The 22,303-nt window shown below is 68.3% G+C and carries 20 protein-coding genes; 16 read left to right on the top strand and 4 right to left on the bottom strand.

The genetic code is table 11. From position 1 onward, the window contains the following. Both FL311_RS25115 and FL311_RS25110 read right to left on the bottom strand, forming a co-directional pair. Window positions 1-1,477: DUF6311 domain-containing protein (locus FL311_RS25115; protein ID WP_141328690.1), on the bottom strand; the 1,477-nt coding region annotated here is incomplete at its 3' end. A gap of 301 nt (window positions 1,478-1,778) precedes the next feature. Further along, window positions 1,779-1,991, bottom strand: coding sequence for a hypothetical protein (locus tag FL311_RS25110; protein ID WP_141328688.1), 213 nt, complete (start codon window positions 1,989-1,991; stop codon window positions 1,779-1,781). Between the two features lie 511 nt (window positions 1,992-2,502). On the opposite strand from FL311_RS25110, the gene FL311_RS25105 reads away from it, so the two are divergent. After that, window positions 2,503-4,185 carry a bifunctional 3-(3-hydroxy-phenyl)propionate/3-hydroxycinnamic acid hydroxylase gene (locus FL311_RS25105; RefSeq protein WP_368668593.1) on the top strand — a complete coding sequence of 561 codons (1,683 nt, stop codon included), beginning with the start codon at window positions 2,503-2,505 and terminating at the stop codon, window positions 4,183-4,185. A gap of 103 nt (window positions 4,186-4,288) precedes the next feature. Here the strand turns inward: FL311_RS25105 and FL311_RS25100 are convergent, their stop codons facing one another. Together FL311_RS25100 and FL311_RS25095 are read right to left on the bottom strand one after the other, a co-directional pair. Next, the gene (locus FL311_RS25100) at window positions 4,289-5,032 is read right to left on the bottom strand and encodes a hypothetical protein (protein WP_074952194.1); all 744 of its coding nucleotides are present in this window, start codon (window positions 5,030-5,032) and stop codon (window positions 4,289-4,291) included. Window positions 5,033-5,051: 19 nt separating this feature from the next. Continuing rightward, entirely contained in the window at window positions 5,052-7,196 is a 2,145-nt protein-coding gene (locus FL311_RS25095) for a hypothetical protein (RefSeq protein WP_194869358.1), read from the bottom strand. Between the two features lie 528 nt (window positions 7,197-7,724). Between FL311_RS25095 and FL311_RS25090 the strand changes: the two genes are divergently transcribed. From FL311_RS25090 to FL311_RS25015, 15 genes are all read left to right on the top strand, one after another. Beyond that, window positions 7,725-8,156 carry an ATP-binding protein gene (locus FL311_RS25090; RefSeq protein WP_228557061.1) on the top strand — a complete coding sequence of 144 codons (432 nt, stop codon included), beginning with the start codon at window positions 7,725-7,727 and terminating at the stop codon, window positions 8,154-8,156. 178 nt (window positions 8,157-8,334) lie between these two features. Further along, window positions 8,335-9,633 (top strand): NADP-dependent isocitrate dehydrogenase, encoded by a 1,299-nt coding sequence (icd, locus tag FL311_RS25085; protein ID WP_141328682.1) that lies wholly within the window; start codon window positions 8,335-8,337, stop codon window positions 9,631-9,633. Between the two features lie 33 nt (window positions 9,634-9,666). Next, window positions 9,667-10,611, top strand: coding sequence for a malate dehydrogenase (gene mdh / locus FL311_RS25080; protein WP_141328680.1), 945 nt, complete (start codon window positions 9,667-9,669; stop codon window positions 10,609-10,611). Between the two features lie 219 nt (window positions 10,612-10,830). Next, window positions 10,831-12,708: a succinate dehydrogenase flavoprotein subunit gene (sdhA, locus tag FL311_RS25075; RefSeq protein WP_141328692.1), complete on the top strand. Its 1,878-nt coding sequence runs from the start codon at window positions 10,831-10,833 to the stop codon at window positions 12,706-12,708. Between the two features lie 83 nt (window positions 12,709-12,791). Continuing rightward, window positions 12,792-13,598: a succinate dehydrogenase iron-sulfur subunit gene (sdhB, locus tag FL311_RS25070; RefSeq protein WP_141328678.1), complete on the top strand. Its 807-nt coding sequence runs from the start codon at window positions 12,792-12,794 to the stop codon at window positions 13,596-13,598. A 267-nt stretch (window positions 13,599-13,865) separates the two neighbouring features. After that, a complete protein-coding gene (gene sucC, locus FL311_RS25065; RefSeq protein WP_046714051.1) occupies window positions 13,866-15,026 on the top strand; it encodes an ADP-forming succinate--CoA ligase subunit beta in 1,161 nt (386 codons plus the stop codon). 36 nt (window positions 15,027-15,062) lie between these two features. Beyond that, on the top strand, window positions 15,063-15,959 hold the full coding sequence (sucD, locus tag FL311_RS25060; protein WP_141328676.1) for a succinate--CoA ligase subunit alpha: 897 nt from the start codon (window positions 15,063-15,065) through the stop codon (window positions 15,957-15,959). A 30-nt stretch (window positions 15,960-15,989) separates the two neighbouring features. After that, window positions 15,990-16,433, top strand: a complete 444-nt coding sequence (ndk, locus tag FL311_RS25055) for a nucleoside-diphosphate kinase (RefSeq protein WP_046714049.1) — start codon at window positions 15,990-15,992, stop codon at window positions 16,431-16,433. 225 nt (window positions 16,434-16,658) lie between these two features. Further along, window positions 16,659-17,795, top strand: coding sequence for a 23S rRNA (adenine(2503)-C(2))-methyltransferase RlmN (gene rlmN / locus FL311_RS25050; RefSeq protein WP_141328674.1), 1,137 nt, complete (start codon window positions 16,659-16,661; stop codon window positions 17,793-17,795). Window positions 17,796-17,884: 89 nt separating this feature from the next. Continuing rightward, entirely contained in the window at window positions 17,885-18,148 is a 264-nt protein-coding gene (gene rpsP / locus FL311_RS25040) for a 30S ribosomal protein S16 (RefSeq protein ID WP_141328672.1), read from the top strand. A gap of 26 nt (window positions 18,149-18,174) precedes the next feature. Then, the gene (locus tag FL311_RS25035; protein WP_046714046.1) at window positions 18,175-18,459 is read left to right on the top strand and encodes a KH domain-containing protein; all 285 of its coding nucleotides are present in this window, start codon (window positions 18,175-18,177) and stop codon (window positions 18,457-18,459) included. Then, on the top strand, window positions 18,456-19,019 hold the full coding sequence (rimM, locus tag FL311_RS25030) for a ribosome maturation factor RimM (RefSeq protein WP_141328670.1): 564 nt from the start codon (window positions 18,456-18,458) through the stop codon (window positions 19,017-19,019). The genes FL311_RS25035 and rimM overlap by 4 nt, the downstream gene beginning before the upstream one ends. Beyond that, the gene (gene trmD / locus FL311_RS25025; protein WP_141328668.1) at window positions 19,016-19,759 is read left to right on the top strand and encodes a tRNA (guanosine(37)-N1)-methyltransferase TrmD; all 744 of its coding nucleotides are present in this window, start codon (window positions 19,016-19,018) and stop codon (window positions 19,757-19,759) included. Before rimM ends, trmD begins: the two co-directional genes overlap by 4 nt. A gap of 122 nt (window positions 19,760-19,881) precedes the next feature. Further along, the gene (gene rplS / locus FL311_RS25020; RefSeq protein WP_141328666.1) at window positions 19,882-20,274 is read left to right on the top strand and encodes a 50S ribosomal protein L19; all 393 of its coding nucleotides are present in this window, start codon (window positions 19,882-19,884) and stop codon (window positions 20,272-20,274) included. Window positions 20,275-20,367: 93 nt separating this feature from the next. Further along, complete coding sequence (locus tag FL311_RS25015) at window positions 20,368-22,263, top strand: chromosome segregation protein SMC (protein ID WP_141328664.1); 1,896 nt, start codon at window positions 20,368-20,370, stop codon at window positions 22,261-22,263. Window positions 22,264-22,303: the final 40 nt, after the last annotated feature.

The raw sequence follows: 22,303 nt of genomic DNA, 5'->3' as shown, positions 1-22,303 counted from the left end.
TCGATTCGCAAGGCCGAGAGTTTGACCAGCGGGAAGAAGGCGGCGAAGTAGCCCCCACCAGCGTCGTCATCCGGTGTTCGGCATGCTCCGGAATGGGTGTTCGGCTTGGACCGGACTCAGTGATCGGTATGGCCGGAATACGCAGTTCACCGAGCCGAGGCCACGGCGCCGGTCGAAACCGCCTCTGCGTCCACAGTTCCTCGGTGTCGACCCCCTGGATGACCACCGCGCCCAGCAGGATGCCCGTGAGAGCCCCAGGCCGCTCCCGCCAGCGCCAGATGACCAGCGCCAGGATGCCGGTGAGCACCAGGTAGTGGAGCGGCCAGATGAAGCGGCCCGAGGAGCGGAACATCCCCAGCACCGGCATGAACACGTCGGCCAGCTTGCGCACCGACAGCACGACGACGCCACCGAGGGTCAGCGTCGTCGAGAACGCGAGCAGCGTGAGCAGACCTACCGCGACCCACAGAGGCCGATGGGCTCGGGCCCACGCTCGAACCTCGGGCCACCAGACCGAAGGCCGCCCCAGGAACGCGCCGAGCACGAGCACGCCGGTGCCGAGATAGCCGAAGCCCTCGTACTGGTCCTTCCGCGTCGGCAGCGCCGGCAACATCCGTGACCACGCCATCGGGTTGATAAGCGTGAGCATGTCCGCGCTGTACGCGCCGAAGCCATGCGCCGCGCCGCGCACGCCCTGGCCCACGTAGCCGAACGCGAAGAAGAGCGCCGCGAGCATGGCCGTGCCACCGGCGAACGTGAGCCCGGCCTGGCGCCGTGTCAGCAGTCCCTCCCGCCACGTCATGCTGACGAGCAGCGCCGTCGAGAGCGCGAAGACCATGACCATCAAGTACGGGTGGACCCCGGACGCGAGCAGGTTGATGAGCAGGACCACGCGCAGCGTCCGCCACGCACTTCGCGCATCCGGCCGCGGACGCAGGTGCAGCCACAGCAAGGCCGTGAGCATCCAGTGCGCGCAGAGCGTGTCGTGCTCGAACCGGAAGACAAGCACCGGCGCGAGCACGAAGAGCGCGGCCCCCAGGAACTGATGCGAGGCCCGAGGCGTGAACAGCGCCATCAGCTTGACGCCCATGAACCCCTGGAGCGCCAGGCACGACGCGAGCCACAGCCCGATGAACTGGAAGTCCTGGGGCAGCCAGCCCGAGAAGGGCTTGAACGCCAGCGCGAGCCACGGATTCGAATCCGTGAAGCCCACCGTGGTGGTCAGCGGCGCCATGTAGCCGGGGGTCCTGCCGAGGGGAAAACCCCAGGGGGCCTCACGGAAGAACCACCAGCCAAGCACGTGCTGCGCCCAGTCCCCCCAGCCCAACCACTCCAGGGACGTGGGGTCCAGCGTCCGCGCGCCGCCCAGCGCGATGAACCAGAGCACCCCCAGGAGCGCCCCCGCCCAGGGGACCAGTCGCGTCAGCGCCGTCTCGGGGCGCGCTGCGAGGCCAGGGCTGCGTGTGTGGGTACCCACCGACGTCCTCTTCCGCACACCAGGACCGCGACGAGGCGCGGCACTCGGAGTGGGGCGGAGCAATACCCCGGGCGAAGGACCGGAACCAGCCCGCCGATACGCGGGAGGGGGAGCCGCCGGGGATTGACAGGTCAATCAAGTGCGCGGCGAACCGCGAGGTCCCTGTCGTTTCCACCGGAGGGAGGCGGGCATGGAGCCCTCAAGGGCCCTTCATGCGCTCACCGTCGACGGTGGAGCAGGGTGTGTCCCGAGCATCACGAGGTGCCGGAGCCCCGGGGCTCACGGCGGCCCCGCCTGGGGCTCAGGACTCCGAGACGGGGTGGCCCCAGGGGTTGGTGCGCGGGAACTCGCGGAGCATCGCGCTCAAGCGGTACGCCGCCGCCACCGTGGCGCTCATCCGGACCCGCCGGGTCAGGGAGGCTCCGCGGGCCGCCGTGTCGCCCAGCCGCGCCGCCTGCTGCGCGAGCTGACGCTCCACCTCGGGAGACCAGCGGGAGAATTCGAGCCATTCCATGGAACTGCTCCTTCGCGAACCACGCGTGAGGGGGATGCGCCACCTAACCACTGGCGATCTCCGAATGCACGACGCCGCGCGTTGCCCACGACGTCAATGCGGTGTTTCCGACAGCGATTCCTTCTGCCGTTCGACAACTGCGATTCGGTGTCAGTGCAATGTTGAAGTCCGTAAGGAATGTCTGCCCACCTTGACGCCTCGCGGGAACCCACCGGGTGGGGAGTGCACCCCCGCCTGCAACCGCGAACACCCAGGGACTGATTCCAGAGGCTCGCCGAGGGGTGAAACTCAAACATGCAAGGAATTTTCCCCGGGGCGTTCTTTGAATCGAGAGGCACGGGGGCAGGGTGACGGGATGGGTCGCACGCTCGCCGGTGGAGTTGGCGAGGACTCGGGGCCGCATTGTTTGCGTGGGCCGAGTGAAAACGCGACGGCGGCGCCTTTCTGGAGTCCACTCGCGTGAGGGGACCGCGCGAGAGCGAGGGTGAATGGCCCGCTGATGATTCCAGCCATGGCCTGGGGGATGAATCATCAAAGGCAGCTCAACAACGAGACGACCCGGAGGGCGGACGTGGCTCCAGAAACTGTTGATGTCATCATCGTGGGATGTGGACCGGTCGGAGCGATGGCGGCCAACCTGCTCGGACTGCAGGGCGTCAGGACGCTCATCGTGGAGAAGGAGCTGTCCGCGCATGCCCAGTCGCGCGCCATCAGCCTGGATGACGAGGCGCAGCGCATCTTCCAGTCCGCGGGCCTGGAGGGAGAGCTGGGGCCGGGCTTCCATCCCTGCAAGACGCTGCGCTACCTGGATGACCGCCTGCGCGTGCTCGCGGAGGTGGACTTCACGAAGCTGGACCGCCCCTACGGGCATGACGTGGCCACCTTCTTCCAGCAGCCGAGGATGGAGGCGATGCTGCGCAAGGGCATGGCGCGCTTCGAGCATGTGGAGCTGTGGCAGGGCCACGAGGTCGAATCCTTCGTGCAGGACGCGGAGGGCCTCACGGTGCGCGTGCGCGAGGTCGCCAGCGAGAGGGTGCTCACCGTCCGCGCCCGCTACCTGCTCGCGTGCGATGGCGCGCACAGCCCCATCCGGCGCAAGCTGGGCCTGAAGCTCGAGGGCACCACGGGCCTGGAGCACGCGCTCGCCATCACCGTGAGCACGTCGTCGCCGGAGCCCGACTACACCAGCTACCTGTGTGGCCCGAAGCGCCGCGGCTTCATCGCGCGCACCGCGCGGGACGAGATGCGCTTCGACATCATCGTCGACCCGGACGCGGACCTGGAGGCGGTGCGGCAGCCGGACCACGTGCGCACGCTCATCGCGCCGTACATCGACCCGTCGACGGTGAAGATCCGCTCCATCAACGTGCACTCGTACCACTCGCGCCTGGTGGACCGCTGGCGGGTGGGACGCGCCTTCCTGATGGGGGATGCCGCGCACCTGATGCCGCCGTTCCTGGGCCAGGGCCTTTGCGCGGGCTTCCGCGACGCGGCGAACCTGACCTGGAAGCTGGCGCGGGTGCTGGACGGCTCGGCGGACGACTCGCTCCTGGACACGTACGAGCAGGAGCGGCGCGGCCACGTGGCGGAGGTCATCAAGAGCTCGGACGCCATGGGCCGGGTGATGATGTCCGGAGGCCAGGTGCTCTCGCGCGTGCGCAACGCGCTCATCCAGCTCCTCTACCGCCTACCCGTCACCGGGGAGTTCATCCGCCAGTTCAAGGTGAAGCCCGTCTTCGCGCTGGAGCAGGGGTTCCTGCTCGGCGCACGACGCGGGAAGGCCGCGCCGGAGGGCACCTACTTCCCGCAGCCGCGCGTGGAGGTGCTCGAGGGCCAGCGGGTCCTGCTGGACCACGTGCTGGGCGAGGGCTTCGTGGTGCTCACGCGGCCGGGCGCCTCTCAGGACGTGCAGCGGGAGGCCCGTGCGCTGGCGGCGGAGCTGGGCGCGCGTGCGTGGACCGTGCTCTCCGCGGAGCGCATCGGCGAGCCTCCGCCGGAGGCGCTCGTGGACACGGAGGGCCGGCTGGGCGCGTGGTTCGCCCGCCACGGCAAGGACGTGGTGGTGCTCCGCCCGGACCGCTACGTGTTCGGCACGGCGACGGGGCCGGAGCTGGAGGGGCTTCGCCGCTCGCTGCGTGGACGCATCCGTCCGCGCGCGCCCACGCCCGACACAGTGGTGCGTCGCGCGGGGTAGGGCCGTGAGAAGACGACGGGGCGCCCAGGCCGATTCCTCGGCCCGTGACGCCCCGGGGCATGACTGAGCGGGGCTCGCCTTCCGAGCGGGCCCCGGTGGGACATCAAGCCGCGGCGGGCTTGATCATCTGCTGGGCGCGCTCGACACAGTCGCCCATGAAGCGCAGGTAGATGTCCAGCGCCTGCGCGCCCGTCTTGCCGATGACCGCGGTCTTCTCGGGGACCTGGTCCAGCAGCTTGCCGAGCATGACCTCGTTGAGCGCGGTGTGCCCCACGTCCAGCTCCGCGTGCTCCTTCACGAAGGACATGGCCTCCATGATGTCCTCGCCACAGACGCGCTTGGCCTGCTCCATCAGCCCGGGCGCGAACACGACGGACAGGTTCTCGATTTCATACTCGATGGCCACCTGCGCCGCCGGCATCTCGCCGACGATGGTGTCCTCGTGGATCTTCCGGTACTCGACCATCGCCTGCGTGGGCGTCTGGCTCAAGAGCGCATTCACATCCAGCTGCGGAGAGCGGCGCGAGTTCCACCGGGCCACCAGGTTCTTGGTGTCCTCGATCATCATCAGGTGGTGGCCCTCCTCGTGCTTCGCGTGGGTGATGAGCTTCTCGCCCACGTCCTTGAGGCCCATCTTCACGGAGGCCTCGCCCGCGCGGCGGATCCACTTGTCCACCGGCTCCGTCATGTAGACACCCAGCGAGTTGAGCTGGATGAGGAAGCCCTCCACGAGCGCCGGGTCCACGTTGGGATCCAGCAGCGCCTTCAGGGCGGGGGACGTCTTGAGGCGCTCGCGCACGGGGGCCACGTGCGGAACATAGTTCTGCTCCACGAATTGCTTGCTCATGTGTCTACCTCTGGGGCGTTTAGCGAGGGTTGTGGGCGCCGCGGCGCCCGATGGTCAGCTCACTGATGTGCTCAAGGAAGTCCGGAATCAGCTTGGAGGAGATGATCCACATGTAGGGATCGGGCCCTCCGTGGATGCCGGCCTCCTGCACGTAATCCCCCCCCTCGTCCTCACATAGGAAGTGGAACGAGGTGCGGCGGCGCGCCGCGTACCACCGGCGCGCGGCGTCCACCAATGCGACATAGGTGGACGGTCCTTCTTCGGTCAGCGGGAACAGGCGCGCCATGTCCAGCAGGCAGTACAGGTTCGTGCCCCGCTGACCCAGCTCCAGCACCGTCGCGGCCACGGGGACTCCGTTGCGCCGCGCGACGAGAATCTCCCGCTCACGCTCGAGATTGAACTGCTTCCAGCGCGCCTGCACCGGACGCATGTCGATGCGCTCGCGCGTGAAGTCCAGCGCGTCCACGTAGCAGGCGGGGCGGGTGCGCGCGATGGTGTCCGCCAGCAGCGTCAGCTCCTGCGCCGTCGCGAGGCCAATCTGGATGCCCTCGTGCGCGCGGCCCGTCTGCTCGTGCGTGTACACGTCCAGCATGTGCACCTTGCGAGTGAAGGCCAGGCCCTGGCCCGTCTCCATCTGCCGCTCGGCGTAGCGCACGTGCGCCTTGGCGATCCACGGGTTGAGCGCCTCCACGTAGGCCACCACCCAGCGGAAGTCCGGGTCGCTCTGCGGATGCTCGAAGGTGCGCACGTACAGATCGCGCATGATCTGCCCCGGCTCCTGCACGCTCGGGGGCGGCTTGCCGGGACGCTTGGCGACCTGGTGCCCCATCCACGCGTGGCGGTAGGGCTTCATGAAGGACAGCGTCGCCTCGGGGCCGCGCTCGGACGGCCACACCGCCTGGCAGAACAGCTGCGGAATCTCCGCGCCGCGCTTGGCCATGCTCCGGAAGGCCAGCCGCTGCTCCTCGAACTCCTCGGACGTCTTGCCCGCGAGGCTGAAGAAGCCCGAGCGGGTGAACAAATCCCAGAGCCCGTCCTCCATGTTCTCGCTGGTGCGAGTGGCGGGGGAAGTCGTCTGCGACACGAAGCGCACCCAGCGCGCCTCGTCCACGGAGTAGGGCTGCACGCTCAGGCCGCACAGCATGTAGCCATCCGCGCGGGGGCTGGTGACGTAGCGGATCTCCCCGCGCAAGGTCAGCGTCTGGCCCTCGCCCGTCTGCAGCTCGATGTGCGGCGGCAGCAGGCCGGGGAACATCAGGTCCTCGGGCTTGCAGCGCAGGCACAGGCCGGAGAACGACAGGTCCACCACGTCGCGCTGCAGCTCGCCCAGCTCCCGCCAGAGCGGGTGGTGGAAGCGCACGTTCGCGCCCGCGGGGGCGGGGACGCGGCGGTGCCAGCGGTGACGGATGCGGGAGATGCGCGTGGGCAGCTGCGTGTAGAGCCGCTCGCCGTCGCCGCTGCCGCCGTCCAGGCGCATGCGGTACGCGCTGTTGTAGCCGATGACGTCCACGTCGAAGGGCGCCTCGCCCCACTCGGTGACGGGCTCCTCGGAGCGCCACTCCAGCTGCGACGTCGCCGTGTTGAAGCGCTCGAGCACCATGCGCACCGAGCGGCCCTTGCGGCGCAGCACTCCGTTGTTCCCGGACGCGCAGATGGCCACCAGGATGGAGCGGATGCGCTCGGCCTGCTCGATGGTGTCCTGCACCGGCAGCACCGACGCCGCCGGCTCCGCCACGCCGTTCTTCAGCGCGTCCGCCAGCAGGGACAGAATCTGGCGGCCCTGCTCCACCGTCACGCCCACCAGCTGCAGGCCGACGGGCGCGCTCGCCGTCTCCGCGTCCGCGCGGATGAACGCGCCGACCAGGGGACCGATGGTGAGCCCACGGCCCTTGAGGAAGACGGGCAGGGTGGGGCCCTCGGCGTGCGTCACGGGACCGCGCGGCATCACCCAGACCACGGTGGGGCTCAGTCGCGTCACCTCACCCAGCGTCGCGTCCAGCGTGCCCAGCGAGCAGGTGATGGCGTTGGCGCCCCGGCCGTGCAGCGAATAGCCCGAGTCGTCCAGCGCGGCTTCCGCTGGCGGCAGCGGAATCACATTGATGAAAGCGTCGCGGCTATCGAACTCGACCGTCCGCCGGTCGGAGAGCGGGTTTCCCCCTTCCATGTCCAGGAGCCCCCTTCTCCGGTAGTGAGGAACGCCTGATGCGGATGGCGAAGTTGCAAGCACAACAGTTCCTCCCTGCTCCAGCGGTGCTGCGGTGGGCGGCATTTCGCTATGGGTCCGTATCATACGGAGTCGAGAGGAACAGTCAAATCGAATTTGTGCAGCCTTGCTGTTTTCGTCAAGGCCGGAATCTAGGGCACTGGGTCAACCGTGACAGGCCATTTCTCCAAGTTTCACGAACTGCATGCCCAGCACCCGACAACGGCACGGCCAAGATGTCGCGAAGCTGTAATGTCTCCAGTCAACCATGCCCTGCGTACTTTCTCGTAGTGAAATGGAGCGCGTCGGATTCCGCCAGTAAAGTCCCTCTGAAGAGCCAACGGGACGAGGTGCGGCATGAGCGCGGCGCGGGACTGGGTGGACAGGACGTCGGGTGAAGCCGGGGCGAGGCCCCAGGTGGCTTCCCCAACCGCCGTGCTGGCGTCGGTGGAAGGACCGGATTCCCAGCAAGTGAATGTCGCTGCGCTCATGGAAGAAGCCCTGGAATTGCTGGAAGCCGCACGAAGAATCCACGGCATCGAAGTGAAGCTGGAACTTCCAGAGGAAACCGTTCTGGCGCGGACAGGGGCGCGACGTACACGGCAGGTGTTGCTGCTGTTGCTGTCGCACGCGGCGGACCACGCGGGGAAGGGAAGTGTGCGCGTGGTGCTGGACGCACCGGATGACTTTGGTGACGAGCCGCCGCGCTTCCAGGTGGTGGCGTCCGGGGCGCGGCTGTCCGCGCGGGAGCTCCAGGCGGTGTTCCTGTCGCCCATGCTGGTGGGCCCCGCGCACCGGCGGCTCGCCCGGGCCCGGGAGCTGGTGGAATCCGTCGGCGGCACGCTCGGCGTGGAGCGCGGCGAATGCGACGGGCTCACGGTGACGGTGGAGCTGCCCGCGCCGGGCCTGGCCTGCTGGTAGGACGGTGAGAAGGCGCTGTGTTCCCAGCGTGGCGCGCGTGCCCGAGCGCATGCGGCGCCGCTGGGTCCGATAAGTCCTGCAACCTGGAGGAGCGGCCAAACTCCTTGACGGGAGGGGGGCGGGTTCTCGACTATCCCGCGCCAATTCTTACACGGCCACACCTTCCAGGAGTACGTCCATGGCTCCCCCGACTTCCGGCGAGAAGATCACCCTCCAGAACGGCAAGCTGTCCGTGCCGGACCATCCGATCATCCCCTACATCGAGGGCGACGGCACGGGCCGCGACATCTGGCGCGCGTCCCAGGCGGTGTTCGACGCCGCGGTGGAGAAGGCCTACAAGGGCAAGAAGAAGATCGCCTGGCACGAGGTCCTCGCCGGCGAGAAGTCCTTCAAGCAGGTCAACAACTGGCTTCCCGACGAGACGGTCGAGGCCTTCCGCACCTACCTGGTCGGCATCAAGGGCCCGCTGACGACGCCGGTGGGTGGCGGCATCCGCTCGCTGAACGTGGCGCTGCGCCAGCTGCTGGATCTGTACGTCTGCCTGCGTCCCGTGCGCTACTTCAAGGGCGTGCCCAGCCCGGTCAAGTCGCCGGACAAGGTGGACATGACCATCTTCCGTGAGAACACGGAGGACATCTACGCGGGCATCGAGTTCGAGGCCGGCAGCCCCGCGGCGGCGAAGTTCCTGTCCCTGCTCAAGCAGGAGTTCCCGAAGGAGTTCGGGAAGATCCGCTTCCCGTCGGACATCGGCCTGGGCGTCAAGCCCGTGTCCAAGGAGGGCAGCGACCGGCTCATCCGCGCGGCCATCCAGTACGCGGTGGACCACAAGCGCAAGAGCGTCACGCTGGTCCACAAGGGCAACATCATGAAGTTCACCGAGGGCGCCTTCCGCAAGTGGGGCTACGAGCTGGCCGCCCGGGAGTTCGGTGACAAGGTCTACACCTGGGACCAGTGGGAGGTGACCAAGGCCGCCAAGGGCGAGGAGGCCGCCAACGCCGAGCAGAAGGCCGCCGTGGCCGCCGGCAAGATCATCATCAAGGACTCCATCGCGGACATCACGCTGCAGCAGGTGCTCACGCGTCCGGACGAGTTCGACGTCATCGCCACGCTGAACCTCAACGGCGACTACCTGTCGGACGCGCTGGCGGCGCAGGTGGGCGGCATCGGAATCGCCCCGGGCGGCAACATCAACTACGTCACGGGCCACGCGGTGTTCGAGGCCACGCACGGCACGGCGCCCAAGTACGCGGACCAGGACAAGGTGAACCCGGGCTCGGTCATCCTCTCCGGTGAGATGATGTTCCGGCACCTGGGCTGGCACGAGGCCGCGGACCTGATGATCCAGGGCATGGACCGCGCCATCGCCGCCAAGACGGTGACGTACGACTTCGCCCGCCTGATGAAGCAGGAGGGGCAGTCCGGGGTGACCGAGGTGAAGTGCTCCGAGTTCGGTCAGGCCATCATCAAGCACATGTAGTCCCCTCGCGGGGAATTGGGAGACGGCGAAGCCATGGCTCAGAATCGCAAGAAGAAGATTGGCCTCATCGGCGGCGGGCAGATCGGCGGCAACCTCGCGCTGCTGGCGGTGCAGAAGTCGCTCGGTGACGTGTTCCTGTACGACATCCCGGCGGCCGAAGGCCTGGTCAAGGGCAAGGCCCTGGACATCAACCAACTGGCGGCGGTGGACGGCTACGACTGCCGCGTCACCGGCACCACGGACTGGAAGGACGTCGCTGGCTCGGACGTGATCATCATCACGGCCGGCATGCCCCGCAAGCCGGGCATGAGCCGCGAGGACCTGCTGGAGATCAACCTCAAGATCATGACGGACGTGGCGGGCAACATCAAGCAGCACGCCCCCAACGCCTTCGTCATCAACGTGGCGAACCCGCTGGACGCGATGGTGTTCGCGCTCCACAAGATCGCCGGCCTGCCGGACAACATGGTCGTGGGCATGGCGGGCGTGCTGGACACCAGCCGCTTCAAGTGCTTCGTGGCCGAGGCGCTCGGCTGCTCCATCCGTGACGTGGAGGCGCTGGTGCTCGGCGGCCACGGCGACGACATGGTGCCCCTGGTGCGTCACAGCACCGTGGGCGGCGTGCCCCTCACGGAGCTCATCGCGAAGGACAAGCTGGACGCCATCGTCAAGCGCACCCGCGAGGGCGGCGCGGAGCTGGTCGGCCTGTACAAGACGGGCAGCGCCTACTTCGGGCCCGCGGCCTCCTCCATCGCCATGGCGGAGAGCTTCATCTTCGACCGCAAGCGCATCCTGCCGGGCGCGGCCCTGCTCAAGGGCCAGTACGGCATCAACGGCTACTTCTTCGGGACCCCCGTGCAGATCGGCGCGGGCGGCATCGAGAAGGTCATCACCGTCGACCTGAACGACGCCGAGAAGGCCGAGCTGGAGAAGTCCTTCCAGTCGGTCAAGAAGACGGTCGACTCCGTCAAGCTGTAGGTCGTTCCAGTCAGAAGCCCGTCGGGGACCCCCGGCGGGCTTCTTGGCTGATGCCGCGAATGACGCGGGCTTATCGAGTTTCTCGCCGCCGTTGCGGCGTGCTTCCAGCAAGTTAACTAGCCTGTAGAACTCGCACGGAGATGTCCGGAGCGTGGCGCGCCGGTTGTGGCGGGCCGGCTGACGGCAGGCGCCCTGGATCCGGCGGTCAAGGAGACGATGATGGCAGCAGCAGCGCGGTTCACAGTGGTGGGCGGCGGTCTCGCCGGGCTGATGACGACGATCAAGCTCGCGGAGGCGGGCCACCAGGTGGATGTGCTCTCGCTCGTCCCGGTGAAGCGCTCCCACTCGGTCTGCGCGCAGGGAGGCATCAACGGCGCGGTGAACACCAAGGGAGAGGGCGACCACCCGGAGATCCACGTCAAGGACACGCTGCGCGGCGGCGACTTCCTGGCCGAGCAGATCTCCGTGAAGGGCATGTGCTACGCGGCCCCCGGCATCATCTACCTGCTGGACCGCATGGGCGTGACGTTCAACCGCACGCCGGAGGGCCTCTTGGACTTCCGCCGCTTCGGCGGCACGCTCCATCACCGCACCGCCTTCGCCGGCGCCACGACGGGCCAGCAGCTGCTCTACGCGCTGGACGAGCAGGTCCGCCGCTACGAGGCCGAGGGCAAGGTCACCAAGTACGAGTACTGGGAGTGGCTCGGCACGGTGAAGGACGAGGGCGGCCGCTGCATCGGCAGCGTGGCCGTGGACCTGCGGACCATGGAGATCCGCACCTTCCCGGCGGAGGCCGTGTGCCTGGCCACGGGTGGCCCGAGCATCGTCTTCGGCCGCTCCACCAACTCCGTCATCAACACCGGCACCGCCGCGGGTCGCGCCTACATGGAGGGCGCCATCTACGCCAACGGCGAGTTCATCCAGGTGCACCCGACGTCGATTCCGGGCGAGGACAAGCTGCGCCTGATGAGCGAGTCGGTGCGCGGCGAGGGTGGCCGCGTCTGGGTGCCGCGCAAGAAGGGCGACACGCGCGGGCCCCGGGACATCCCGGAGAGCGAGCGCTGGTACTTCCTCGAGGAGAAGTACCCCAAGTACAAGAACCTGGTCCCCCGCGACGTCGCCACGCGCGAGATCTTCATGGTCTGCCGCGACCTGGGCATGGGCATCGGCGGGCGCGACGGCGTGTACCTGGACGTCACGCACATCCCGGCCAAGACGCTCGACGCGAAGATCAAGGGCGTGATGGAGATCTACGAGAAGTTCGTCGGAGATGATCCGCGCGTCACTCCGATGGTCATCTTCCCGGGCATGCACTACTCGATGGGCGGCCTGTACGTGACGTTCGAGGCCGACTCGAAGACGCTCACGCCGCTCGAGGGCAGCCCCAAGAACCAGTCCACCAACATCCCGGGCCTGTACGCCGCGGGCGAGGCGGACTACGCGTTCCACGGCGGCAACCGCCTGGGCGCCAACTCGCTGCTCTCCTGCATCTACTCGGGGATGATCGGCGGCCCGGCCATGGCGTCCTTCGCCAAGAGCCAGACGACGAGCGCGGCGGCCATGCCGGAGAAGTACTTCCAGGACGCGAAGCGCTACTGGGAGGACCGGTTCGCCACCATCAAGAAGATGGCGGGCCCGGAGAACCCGTACGGCCTGGCGCAGGAGCTGGGCGACGTGATGACGGAGAACTGCACCGTCGTGCGCTACAACGACCGCCTGAAGAAGACGGTGGAGAAGATCCGCGAGCTGAAGGGTCGCTGGAAGAGCGTCAACGTGCTGGACACGGGCAACTCGTCCAACCGCTCGATGTCGTTCGTCAACCAGCTGTGGAACATGCTGGAGCTGGGCGAGGTCATCGCCACGAGCGCGCTCTTGCGCGACGAGAGCCGCGGCGCGCACTACAAGCCGGACTTCTCGCTGCCCGAGCCGAAGACGAAGGATCCCAACGACGATCCCGCCTGGATGGCGCTGTGGCAGGCGCGCCACGACAAGTGGGCGAAGACGACCATCGCGAAGTACGCGGAGCAGGGGCCGAACATCTCCTACGAGGATGTGCCGACGCCCGTGCTGAAGCCCGAGCCGCGCTGGTACGCGTAAGGCACCGGGGAACTTTCTGGGCGTGCCCGCGCCTGAATCGCGCGGGCCCCCGTAACTGACTTGGAAGCGAAGGGTCGAGCGACATGGACACCGCACAGGCAGGCGCCGTCAGCAGCCAAACCATCTCCTTCCGCATCTGGCGGCAGGATGATCCGAACCAGCCGGGCCACTACGAGGAGTTCAAGGTTCCCTATCGCAAGGGCGCCAACGTCATCTCGTGCCTGATGGAGATCCAGCGCAACCCCGTCACCGTGGAGGGCAAGAAGGTTGCGCCGGTGGTGTGGGACGCCGCGTGCCTCGAGGAGGTCTGCGGCAGCTGCGCGATGAACATCAACGGCCGCGTGCGCATGGCCTGCTCGGCGCTCATCGACAAGCTGGAGCAGCCGATCACGCTGGAGCCCATGAGCAAGTTCCCCGTGGTCCGGGACCTGGCCGTGGACCGCAGCCGCATGTTCGAGGCCCTCAAGAAGGTGAAGGGCTGGATCCCCACGGACGGCACCCACAACCTGGGCCCCGGCCCGCGCCAGTCCCCGGTGGACCAGTCCACCATGTACGTGCTGTCCACGTGCATCACGTGCGGCAGCTGCCTGGAGGCGTGCCCGCAGGTGACCCTGGGCAACGACTTCGTGGGCGCCGCGGCCATCAGCCAGGCCCGTCTGTTCAACATGAACCCCACGGGCAAGCTCAACTCCGAGGAGCGCGTGCGCGCGCTCATGGGCCCCGGCGGCGTGCAGGACTGCGGCAAGGCGCAGAACTGCGTGAAGGTCTGCCCGAAGGAGATCCCGCTCACCACCTCCATCGCGATGATGAACCGCCAGGTGACCAAGCTGGTCATCAAGGACCTCTTCTCGCAGGAGGAGGAGAAGAAGGGCCACAGCGGTCCAGGGTGACGCTCGCGCGGGCGCTCCGCCGTGTCCTCGGCCCCGCTCCGGTCTCCCTCGTGGAGCCCGGGCGGGGCTGTTGACGTTTCAGGGGCAGGGGCGCGGTGAAGGGCGCCTCATCTGCCCGGACATTCCTGATTATCAGCGGTCCACACCGTGCCGCACCGCGGTGCCTGTCGGGTCAAACGGCCTTGCCATCCGTCGGTTTCTGCGCAATGAGGGCCACGCGCTGACGCCTGTAAGGGGTCGTCCCCCTCGTCTCCACATGGAGCCTCGATGAAGATCCACGAGTACCAGGGCAAGGAAATCTTCCGGAAGTACGGCGTGCCCACGCCGAAGGGAATCCTCGCGCTCTCGCCCAACGACGCGGAGGCCGCGGCGAAGACGCTCGGCACGCCTGTCGTGGTGGTGAAGGCCCAGATCCACGCCGGTGGTCGTGGCAAGGGCGGCGGCGTGAAGCTCGCCAAGAGCCCCGCCGAGGCGAAGGAGCTGGCCAAGCAGATGCTTGGCATGAAGCTCAAGACCATCCAGACCGGGCCTGAGGGCCAGACGGTCCACAAGGTCTACATCGAGCAGGGGCTCGACATCGGCCAGGAGCTGTACCTGGGCGTGACGCTCGACCGCGCCACCAGCCGCGTCACCTTCATGGCGTCCCGCGAGGGCGGCGTGGAGATTGAAGAAGTGGCGGAGAAGCACCCGGAGAAGATCCTCCGCGAGACGGTGGACCCGGCGGTGGGCTTCCTGGACTTCCAGGGCCGCAAGCTGGCCTTCGGCCTGGGCCTGACGGGCCCGACGGTGAACAAGTTCGTCCAGTTCTGCACCGCGCTCTACAAGATGTTCGTGGAGACGGACGCGTCCCTGGTGGAGATCAACCCGCTGGTCATCCTGAAGGATGGCGGCGTGGTGGCGCTCGACGCGAAGGTGACCTTCGACGAGAACGCGCTCTACCGGCACAAGGACCTGCTCGAGTACCGCGACCTCGCCGAGGAGGAGGCGCGCGAGACGCAGGCCAAGGAGTGGGACCTGGCGTACATCGCGCTCGATGGCAACATCGGCTGCATGGTGAACGGCGCGGGCCTGGCCATGGCCACCATGGACACCATCAAGCTGGTGGGCGGTGAGCCGGCCAACTTCCTGGACGTGGGCGGCGGCGCGACGAAGGAGAAGGTGACGGCGGCCTTCAAGCTTATCCTGGCCGACCCCGCGGTGAAGGCGGTGCTGGTCAACATCTTCGGCGGCATCATGAAGTGCGACGTCATCGCCGAGGGCATCATCGCCGCGGCGAAGGAGGTCCAGCTCAAGGTCCCGCTCGTGGTGCGCCTGGAAGGCACCAACGTGGAGCTGGGCAAGCAGCTGCTCAGCAACTCCGGCCTCGCCATCACCCCGGCGGACAACCTGCGTCAGGCGGCCGAGAAGGCCGTCGCCGCGCTGAAGTAGTCCGCGCGCTTCATTGCCCACACTTTAAGGAGCGCCATGAGCATCCTCGTCAACGAAAACACGAAGGTCCTCTGCCAGGGCATCACCGGCTCGGCGGGCTCGTTCCACTCGAAGCAGATGCTGGAGTACGGCACGAAGCTCGTGGCCGGCGTGACGCCGGGCAAGGGCGGCACCCAGTTCGAGGGCAAGGTTCCCGTGTATGACACGGTCGCCGACGCCGTGAAGCAGACGGGCGCGAACACGTCCGTCATCTTCGTCCCGCCCCCATTCGCCGCCGACTCCATCATGGAGGCCGCCGACGCGGGCGTGTCCCTCATCATCACCATCACCGAGGGCATCCCCGTCCTCGACATGGTGCGCGCCAAGCGCTACCTGCAGGGCAAGCCGGGCGTGCGCCTCATCGGCCCGAACTGTCCTGGCGTGATTACGCCCGGCGCCAAGTGCAAGATCGGCATCATGCCGGGCCACATCCACAAGCCGGGCCGCATCGGCGTGGTGTCGCGCTCGGGCACGCTGACGTACGAGGCGGTGCACCAGCTCACCCAGCTGGGCCTGGGCCAGTCGACGGCCGTGGGCATCGGCGGAGACCCGGTCAACGGCACCGACTTCGTGGACGTGCTGAAGCTGTTCCAGGCGGACCCGGACACGGACGCCGTCATCATGATTGGTGAGATCGGCGGCAGCGCCGAGGAGGCGGGCGCGGAGTACGTGGCCCGCGAGTTCACCAAGCCCATCGCCGGGTTCATCGCCGGCCAGTCGGCGCCCCCGGGCAAGCGCATGGGCCACGCCGGCGCCATCATCTCCGGCGGCAAGGGCACGGCGACGGAGAAGATCAAGGCGATGGAGGCCGCGGGCATCCTGATGGCCGCCAGCCCCGCCGAGCTGGGCACCACCCTCCAGGAGGCCGTCAAGCGCGGCCCCAAGAAGCGCTAACACCCCTTAAAGGGAAAAGGAGCCAGTCACATGGCCATCGAGCGTACGCTGTCCATCATCAAGCCGGACGGTCTGCAGAAGGGCGTCATCGGGAAGATCATCAGCCGCTTCGAGGAGAAGGGTCTGAAGCCGGTCGCCATCCGGCTCCAGCAGCTCTCCCAGAAGGAGGCCGAGGGCTTCTACGCGGTCCACAAGGCCCGGCCCTTCTTCAAGGACCTGGTGCAGTTCATGATCTCCGGCCCCGTCGTCCTGATGGTGCTCGAGGGCGAGAACGCCGTCCTGGGCAACCGCGACATCATGGGCGCCACCAACCCCGCGCAGGCGGCCGAGGGCACCATCCGCAAGGACTTCGCCACCAGCATCGACCAGAACACGGTCCACGGCTCCGACAGCCTGGAGAACGCGAAGAACGAGATCGCGTACTTCTTCCGGGAGACGGAGATCCAGCCGTACGAGTACACCGCCAAGAAGTAGGCGACAGGGCCCTTCCAAGGGCTCCTGACCCGCGGCCCGGTGTCGGCACCCGTCATGGGGCTGGCCCGGGCCGTTGGTTTTCGAGCGGGGCGGTGTGGGGATGCGTAGGGTTGGGGGAGGGGAGTGCGTTCCCGTGTCGACCAGGCGACCAGGGCCTCCTTTGACACCTCGACCCCAGGTGTGGGAAGGGACGCCCCCGGGCCCCCGTTTCACTGCGCGACGACGATGACCGAGACCTCCGCCACCGCCACCCTTCCCGTCACGGAGCCCTTGCTGGCGCCCGCTCCCGCGAAGCTCGTGGACGTGGCCAGCCTGTCCATGGAAGCGCTCACCCGCTTCGTCACCGAGCAGCTGGGCGAGCGTGCGTTCCGGGCCCCGCAGATCTACCGCTGGCTGCACCAGCGCGGCGCCACCTCGTTCGACGAGATGACGGACCTGTCCAAGGCCTTCCGCGAGAAGCTCAAGGTCGCCGCGGAGATCATCCCGCTGGTGAAGGACCTGGAGCAGCGCAGCGTCGACGGCACCATCAAGTACCGGTGGAAGACGCGCGACGGGCGCTACATCGAGTCCGTCTACATGCCCTCCGAGGACCGCCGGACGCTGTGCGTGTCCACCCAGGTGGGCTGCGCCATGGCCTGCGGCTTCTGCATGACGGGCACCATGGGGCTCAAGCGCAACCTGACGCCCAGCGAGATCGTCGCGCAGGTGCACGCCGTCAATCGCGAGGTCCGCAAGAACGAGGGCCACGAGACGCTGCGCCCCTTGAGCAACCTCGTGTTCATGGGCATGGGCGAGCCCCTGCACAACTTCGAGAACCTCAAGACGGCGCTCGCCATCCTCCAGTCCGAGGACGGGCCCAACTTCAGCCACCGCCACATCACCGTCTCCACCGTCGGCCTCGTCCCCATGATCGAGCGCTTCGGCCAGGAGACGGACGTGAAGCTGGCCATCTCGCTCAACGCCAGCACCGACGAGCAGCGCAGCAAGACGATGCCCGTCAACCGCAAGTGGAACATCGCCGCGCTGTTGGACGCGTGCCGCAAGTTCCCGCTGCGCCAGGGCCGCCGCATCACCTTCGAGTACGTGCTCATCCAGGGCTTCAACGACAGCGATGAGGACGCGCACCGGCTCATCCAGCTGCTCAAGGGAATTCCGGCGAAGGTCAACCTGATTCCCTACAACGAGAACCCGGGCCTGGGGTTCCTCACCACCGCGGAAGCGCGGGCGGAGCAGTTCCGGGCCATCCTGTCGGACGGCCACGTGGCCGCCTACATCCGGAAGAATCGGGGCCGGGACATCGCGGGGGCCTGCGGGCAGCTCGCGAATCGTGGCGAGGCCACTCCGGCCGAAAGCACGACATAAAGTCCCGAGCTTCCTTGACAATCCCGCGGGTGCGGCGTTAAGAGCGCCACCCCGTTTACATCGTCGTTTCCTGTTCGCTGGAGCACTCCATGGCCGTCGTCCTCCGTCTTGCCCGCGCGGGCGCCAAGAAGAAGCCCTACTACCACGTGGTCGCTACCGACTCCCGCAACCCCCGGGATGGCAAGTTCATCGAGGCCGTCGGCGCGTACGACCCGAACCTCAACCCGCCCAAGGTGGAGTTCAACGAGGAGCGGCTGAACTACTGGCTGAAGACGGGCGCGACCCCCTCCGAGACCGTCGCGGACCTCATCAAGGTCAACGCGAAGGCCGTGAAGTCCACCCCCGCGGCTTGATCCGCGACCGGCTTTACTGAGCGGACGTGGAGCAACTCCTCACGTATCTGGCGCGGGCCCTGGTCGATCAACCTGACCAGGTGGGCCTGCGCATCTCCGAGGTGGACGGCGCACGGCTCTACGAGCTGAAGGTCGCCCCCGAGGATGTCGGCAAGGTCATCGGCCGTGACGGGCGCACCGTGAACGCCCTCCGGACGCTGCTCAATGCCGCCGCCCAGAAGTCTGGCCAGAAGGTCCGGCTGGAGATCCTGGACGACCGTCGCAACGCCGCCGGCACCCCGCCCGCCGCCGCACCGGACGCGTCGCGGTGACGCAGAAGCCGCTGCTGGAGCTGGGCTTCATCTCTCGCGCGCACGGGCTGCGGGGCGAGCTGGCGGTGCGTCCGTTCGACCCGGGCTCGCAGACGCTCTCCACCGTGGACCGGGTCCGCGTCCGCACCCGTGCGGGTGTGGAGCGGGACCTGGTGCTGGAGTCCCTGCGCCCCACGCCGAAGGAGGACATCGTCGCCTTCGAGGGCGTGGAGTCCCGCACCGAGGCCGAGGGGCTGGTGGGCTCCACGGTGTTCGTGTTCCGCGAGGACCTGGAGCCGCCCGAGGAGGGTGAGTTCTTCCAGGGAGACCTCCTGGGCCTGTCCGCCGTGGACGAGGCGGGGACGCCGCTGGGCAAGGTGGAGGAGATCTGGGCCACCGGTGAAGTGCCGAACCTGGTGATCCGCGCCGCGGGCCGGCAGGAGCTGGTGGTGCCGTTCGCGGATGAGTTCGTCCCGACGGTGGACCTGGCGGCCCAGCGCATCGTGATCCGTCCTCCCGAGTACGTGGAGGTCGGCCGGCGCGACGCCGACAAGGACGCCCCGGACGGGTCCGAGTCGTGAGCCCGCCGTATCCGGTGGAGCTGCTCACGCTGTTCCCTGGGATGGTGTCCGGCTACCTGGGCGCGAGCATCCTCGGCAAGGCCCAGGAGAAGGGCCTCTTGTCCGCCACCGTGACGGACATCCGCGAGTACGCCGAGGGCAAGCACCGTGTCACCGACGACGCGCCCTACGGGGGCGGTGCGGGCATGGTGATGAAGCCCGAGCCGCTGGTCGCGGCGATCAGCGCGGCGCGGGCCCGGCTGCCCGGGGCGAAGGTGCTCTTGATGAGCCCTCGCGGCGCGACCTTCACCCAGGTCACCGCGCGCGAGCTGGTGGCGCACACCGCCGGGCTGATCCTGGTCTGCGGCCGCTACGAGGGCGTGGACGAGCGGGTGATGAGCCACCTGGACGGCGAGCTGTCGCTGGGGGACTTCGTGCTCACCGGCGGGGAGATCGCCGCGATGGCGGTGGTGGACGCGGTGGCGCGGCTGGTGCCCGGGGTGCTGGGCAACGTGGCGTCCTCGGTGTCGGAGAGCTTCGAGGGGGGGACGCTGGAGCATCCCCAGTACACCCGCCCGCCCGTGTTCCAGGGCGTCGAGGTGCCGGCGGCCCTCCAGTCTGGAGATCACGCTCGCATCGCCCGGTGGCGTCGGTGGAAGTCGCTGGTGCTCACGCGCGAGCGACGGCCGGACCTGTTCGCCCGCCTCACCCTGTCCAAGGCCGACGAGAAACTGCTGGCCCGACGGGAGGAAGAGCTGTAACCCTGGGGGTTCTTTGGGAGTCGGGCCACAGCGGGCTTGTCCGACACCGCTCTCTCTGCTAGTACGGCCCGCTCTTTCACGCGTTCTCATCCGCGTCAGCTTTCGCTTCACTGGAGTCCGAAATGCGTAACGCCGCCATTCAGCACGTCGAGGCCAAGTACCTGCGCCAGGACGTCACCTCGTTCCGTCCTGGTGACTCCGTGCGCGTCTTCTGGAAGGTGAAGGAGGGCGAGAAGGAGCGCGTTCAGGCGTTCGAGGGCACCGTCATCCGGAAGACCTCGGGCAGCCACCGCGCCACGTTCACCGTGCGCAAGATGTCCTTCGGCGTCGGCGTCGAGCGCATCTTCCCGCTGCACAGCCCCCGCTACGAGAAGATCGAGGTCCTCTCGCGCGGCCGCGTGAACCGCAGCCGTCTGTTCTACCTCCGCGACCTCAAGGGCAAGGCCGCCCGCGTGGACGTGCAGGAGGAGGCGGACACGACCCAGGGCAAGGCCGCCAAGGTCGCCAAGGCCTGAGCGCCTGAGTCCTCGTCGGCCCTCGGGCCGTCGTGAGAAGGAGCGTCCGATACCGGGCGCTCCTTTTTTCATTCGCGCTAACATGGGCGAGCCATGCAATTCGTCGAGGTCGCCGTCCAGAATGTCCGGGGATTCACTCCCGCGGGCCGCTTCGCGCTGAAAGCCGGGTACCTCGTCCTCAAGCCGCCCTCGGCGGAGGCGAGCCCCTTCGCGGGCGTGCTGCTCGCGCTGCTCTACGCCGACGGGCGGGGCGGGGATGCGTCCTTCATCGCGCCGGGCGCGAAGTCCGGCAAGGCCGCGCTGACCTTCGTGGGCATCGACGGCGCCACGTACCGCGTGCTGCGCGAGCTGGGGGGCTCCGGGACGCTGCACCGGATGAACAAGACGACGCAGCAGCCGGAGCTGGTGTCGTCGGACGCCTCGGAGATGAACCAGTTCCTGCGCGGACAGGTGGGGCTGCCGCCGCGCACGAGCTTCGAGCAGCTCTACTGTCTGCAGCCGGGGCAGCTGCCGTCACGGCGTCCGCGCAAGGCCGCGGCGAAGGCGGCGGATCCGAAGACCTCCGGCAAGTTCCCCTCGCTGGCGAACGCGTCCTCGGTGGCCGCCGCGGAGGACATCCCGGCCGCGGAGGCGAAGGTGCGCGCGCTCGAGGCGGAGCTCGTCTCCGCGCGCGAGGTGGATCAGCTCCAGTTCAAGGTGGATGGGCTGTCGTCGCAGATCTTCGACGCGGACCAGCGCCTCAAGGGCACCGAGGGCCTCAAGGTGGCCATCCACGAGGCGGAGAACGCGTGGCGGGCCGCTCCGACGCCGCAGACGCTGGGCCTGCCCCAGGACATCCTCAACCGCGTGCAGCGCTACCCCAAGGCGCTCGCGCGGCGTGACGAGGCCCTGAACCGGCTGGGGGCGGACCGGGACGCGGACGCGGCGGACGTGCCGGACGCGGTGGAGCCGCTGACGCAGGACCGGATGTTCTGGTTGGGCATCGTGGTGGGCGTGTTGTTCCTCGGGTTGTCGTTGGGCCTGGGGCTCGGCGTGCACCGCGCGTTCCGCTACCTGGCGCTGCTGGACATCCCGGCCTTCGGCTTCGCCGCCTTCCTGGCGCTGCGCTACGTGGACGAGCTCCAGCGCGCCTCGCGCAAGGGCAGCAAGGAGGGGCGCTTCGACGCGCGCGAGAAGAAGATCCACGAGGAGTTCGAAGCCGAGGCCGCGCCGGTGCGCATGGCGCAGAAGGCGCTCGGCGTGGAGAGCCTGGACGAGATTCCCGCGGCGCTCGAGCGCAAGGAGCTGCTGGCCGCGCGGGTGGTGGAGCTGAAGGATCAGCTCGCGGCCGTGGAGGCCGACCCGGAGTTCGTGGCCGCGTCCACCCAGCGACAGGCGCTCAAGGAGCAGATGGACGCGCTCAACGCGGAGCTGACGCGCAAGGGCTCCTACGTGCGCGACATGCGCGAGGTGGAGCGCGAGCTGGGGCGCGTGAAGGAGTCGATCGCCCTGGCCAAGGCCCCGCCCGCGCCGGTGACGCAGGCGGATGGCTCGCCCGCGCCCGTGGAGCCGCTGGAGGACCCGTCTCCCACTGTGCTGTCCCAGGCGGCGGACATCTTCACGACGGATGTGCTGAGCGTGCAGGGGATGCTCAAGGAGCGCTGCGTGCAGTACCTCACCGCGCTCACGGACCGGCGCTACCAGGGCGTCGAGTGGGACAAGGAGGGGCGGGCCTTCGCGCTCGCCTCGGGGCGCCGCGTGCCGGTGGGCGAGCTGCCGCCGAAGGACCTGGACCTCTACTACCTGGCGCTGCGGATGACGGTGGTGGAGAAGGGGAGCGCGCGGGTGAAGCGGCCCTTCATCCTGGAGGACGTCTTCGCGGGCATGGACGAGGTGAAGCTGCCGCTCATCGCCCGCATGCTCAAGCACCTGGGCACCCTCACGCAGGTGGTCCACGTCACGTCACACCCCGGCTTCGCCCAGATGTCGGACGGCACGGTTAACGTGTAGTCCGATGTGGCGAGTGCCCTCCATGGTCGAGGGCGGGGAG

The sequence above is a fragment of the Myxococcus sp. AB025B genome, assembly GCF_006518215.1.
Classification (GTDB): domain Bacteria; phylum Myxococcota; class Myxococcia; order Myxococcales; family Myxococcaceae; genus Myxococcus; species Myxococcus fulvus.
The sequence above is the reverse complement of the archived record's forward strand: the minus strand, read 5'-3'. Positions and strand labels throughout refer to the sequence as shown.

Excerpts from the sequence above, each read along its gene's own strand:
- FL311_RS25110 (WP_141328688.1), bottom strand. The coding sequence starts at position 1,991 with ATGGAATGGCTCGAATTCTCCCGCTGGTCTCCCGAGGTGGAGCGTCAG.
- FL311_RS25105 (WP_368668593.1), top strand. The coding sequence starts at position 2,503 with ATGGCCTGGGGGATGAATCATCAAAGGCAGCTCAACAACGAGACGACC.
- FL311_RS25100 (WP_074952194.1), bottom strand. The coding sequence starts at position 5,032 with ATGAGCAAGCAATTCGTGGAGCAGAACTATGTTCCGCACGTGGCCCCC.
- FL311_RS25095 (WP_194869358.1), bottom strand. The coding sequence starts at position 7,196 with ATGGAAGGGGGAAACCCGCTCTCCGACCGGCGGACGGTCGAGTTCGAT.
- FL311_RS25090 (WP_228557061.1), top strand. The coding sequence starts at position 7,725 with ATGGAAGAAGCCCTGGAATTGCTGGAAGCCGCACGAAGAATCCACGGC.
- icd (WP_141328682.1), top strand. The coding sequence starts at position 8,335 with ATGGCTCCCCCGACTTCCGGCGAGAAGATCACCCTCCAGAACGGCAAG.
- mdh (WP_141328680.1), top strand. The coding sequence starts at position 9,667 with ATGGCTCAGAATCGCAAGAAGAAGATTGGCCTCATCGGCGGCGGGCAG.
- sdhA (WP_141328692.1), top strand. The coding sequence starts at position 10,831 with ATGGCAGCAGCAGCGCGGTTCACAGTGGTGGGCGGCGGTCTCGCCGGG.
- sdhB (WP_141328678.1), top strand. The coding sequence starts at position 12,792 with ATGGACACCGCACAGGCAGGCGCCGTCAGCAGCCAAACCATCTCCTTC.
- sucC (WP_046714051.1), top strand. The coding sequence starts at position 13,866 with ATGAAGATCCACGAGTACCAGGGCAAGGAAATCTTCCGGAAGTACGGC.
- sucD (WP_141328676.1), top strand. The coding sequence starts at position 15,063 with ATGAGCATCCTCGTCAACGAAAACACGAAGGTCCTCTGCCAGGGCATC.
- ndk (WP_046714049.1), top strand. The coding sequence starts at position 15,990 with ATGGCCATCGAGCGTACGCTGTCCATCATCAAGCCGGACGGTCTGCAG.
- rlmN (WP_141328674.1), top strand. The coding sequence starts at position 16,659 with ATGACCGAGACCTCCGCCACCGCCACCCTTCCCGTCACGGAGCCCTTG.
- rpsP (WP_141328672.1), top strand. The coding sequence starts at position 17,885 with ATGGCCGTCGTCCTCCGTCTTGCCCGCGCGGGCGCCAAGAAGAAGCCC.
- rplS (WP_141328666.1), top strand. The coding sequence starts at position 19,882 with ATGCGTAACGCCGCCATTCAGCACGTCGAGGCCAAGTACCTGCGCCAG.
- FL311_RS25015 (WP_141328664.1), top strand. The coding sequence starts at position 20,368 with ATGCAATTCGTCGAGGTCGCCGTCCAGAATGTCCGGGGATTCACTCCC.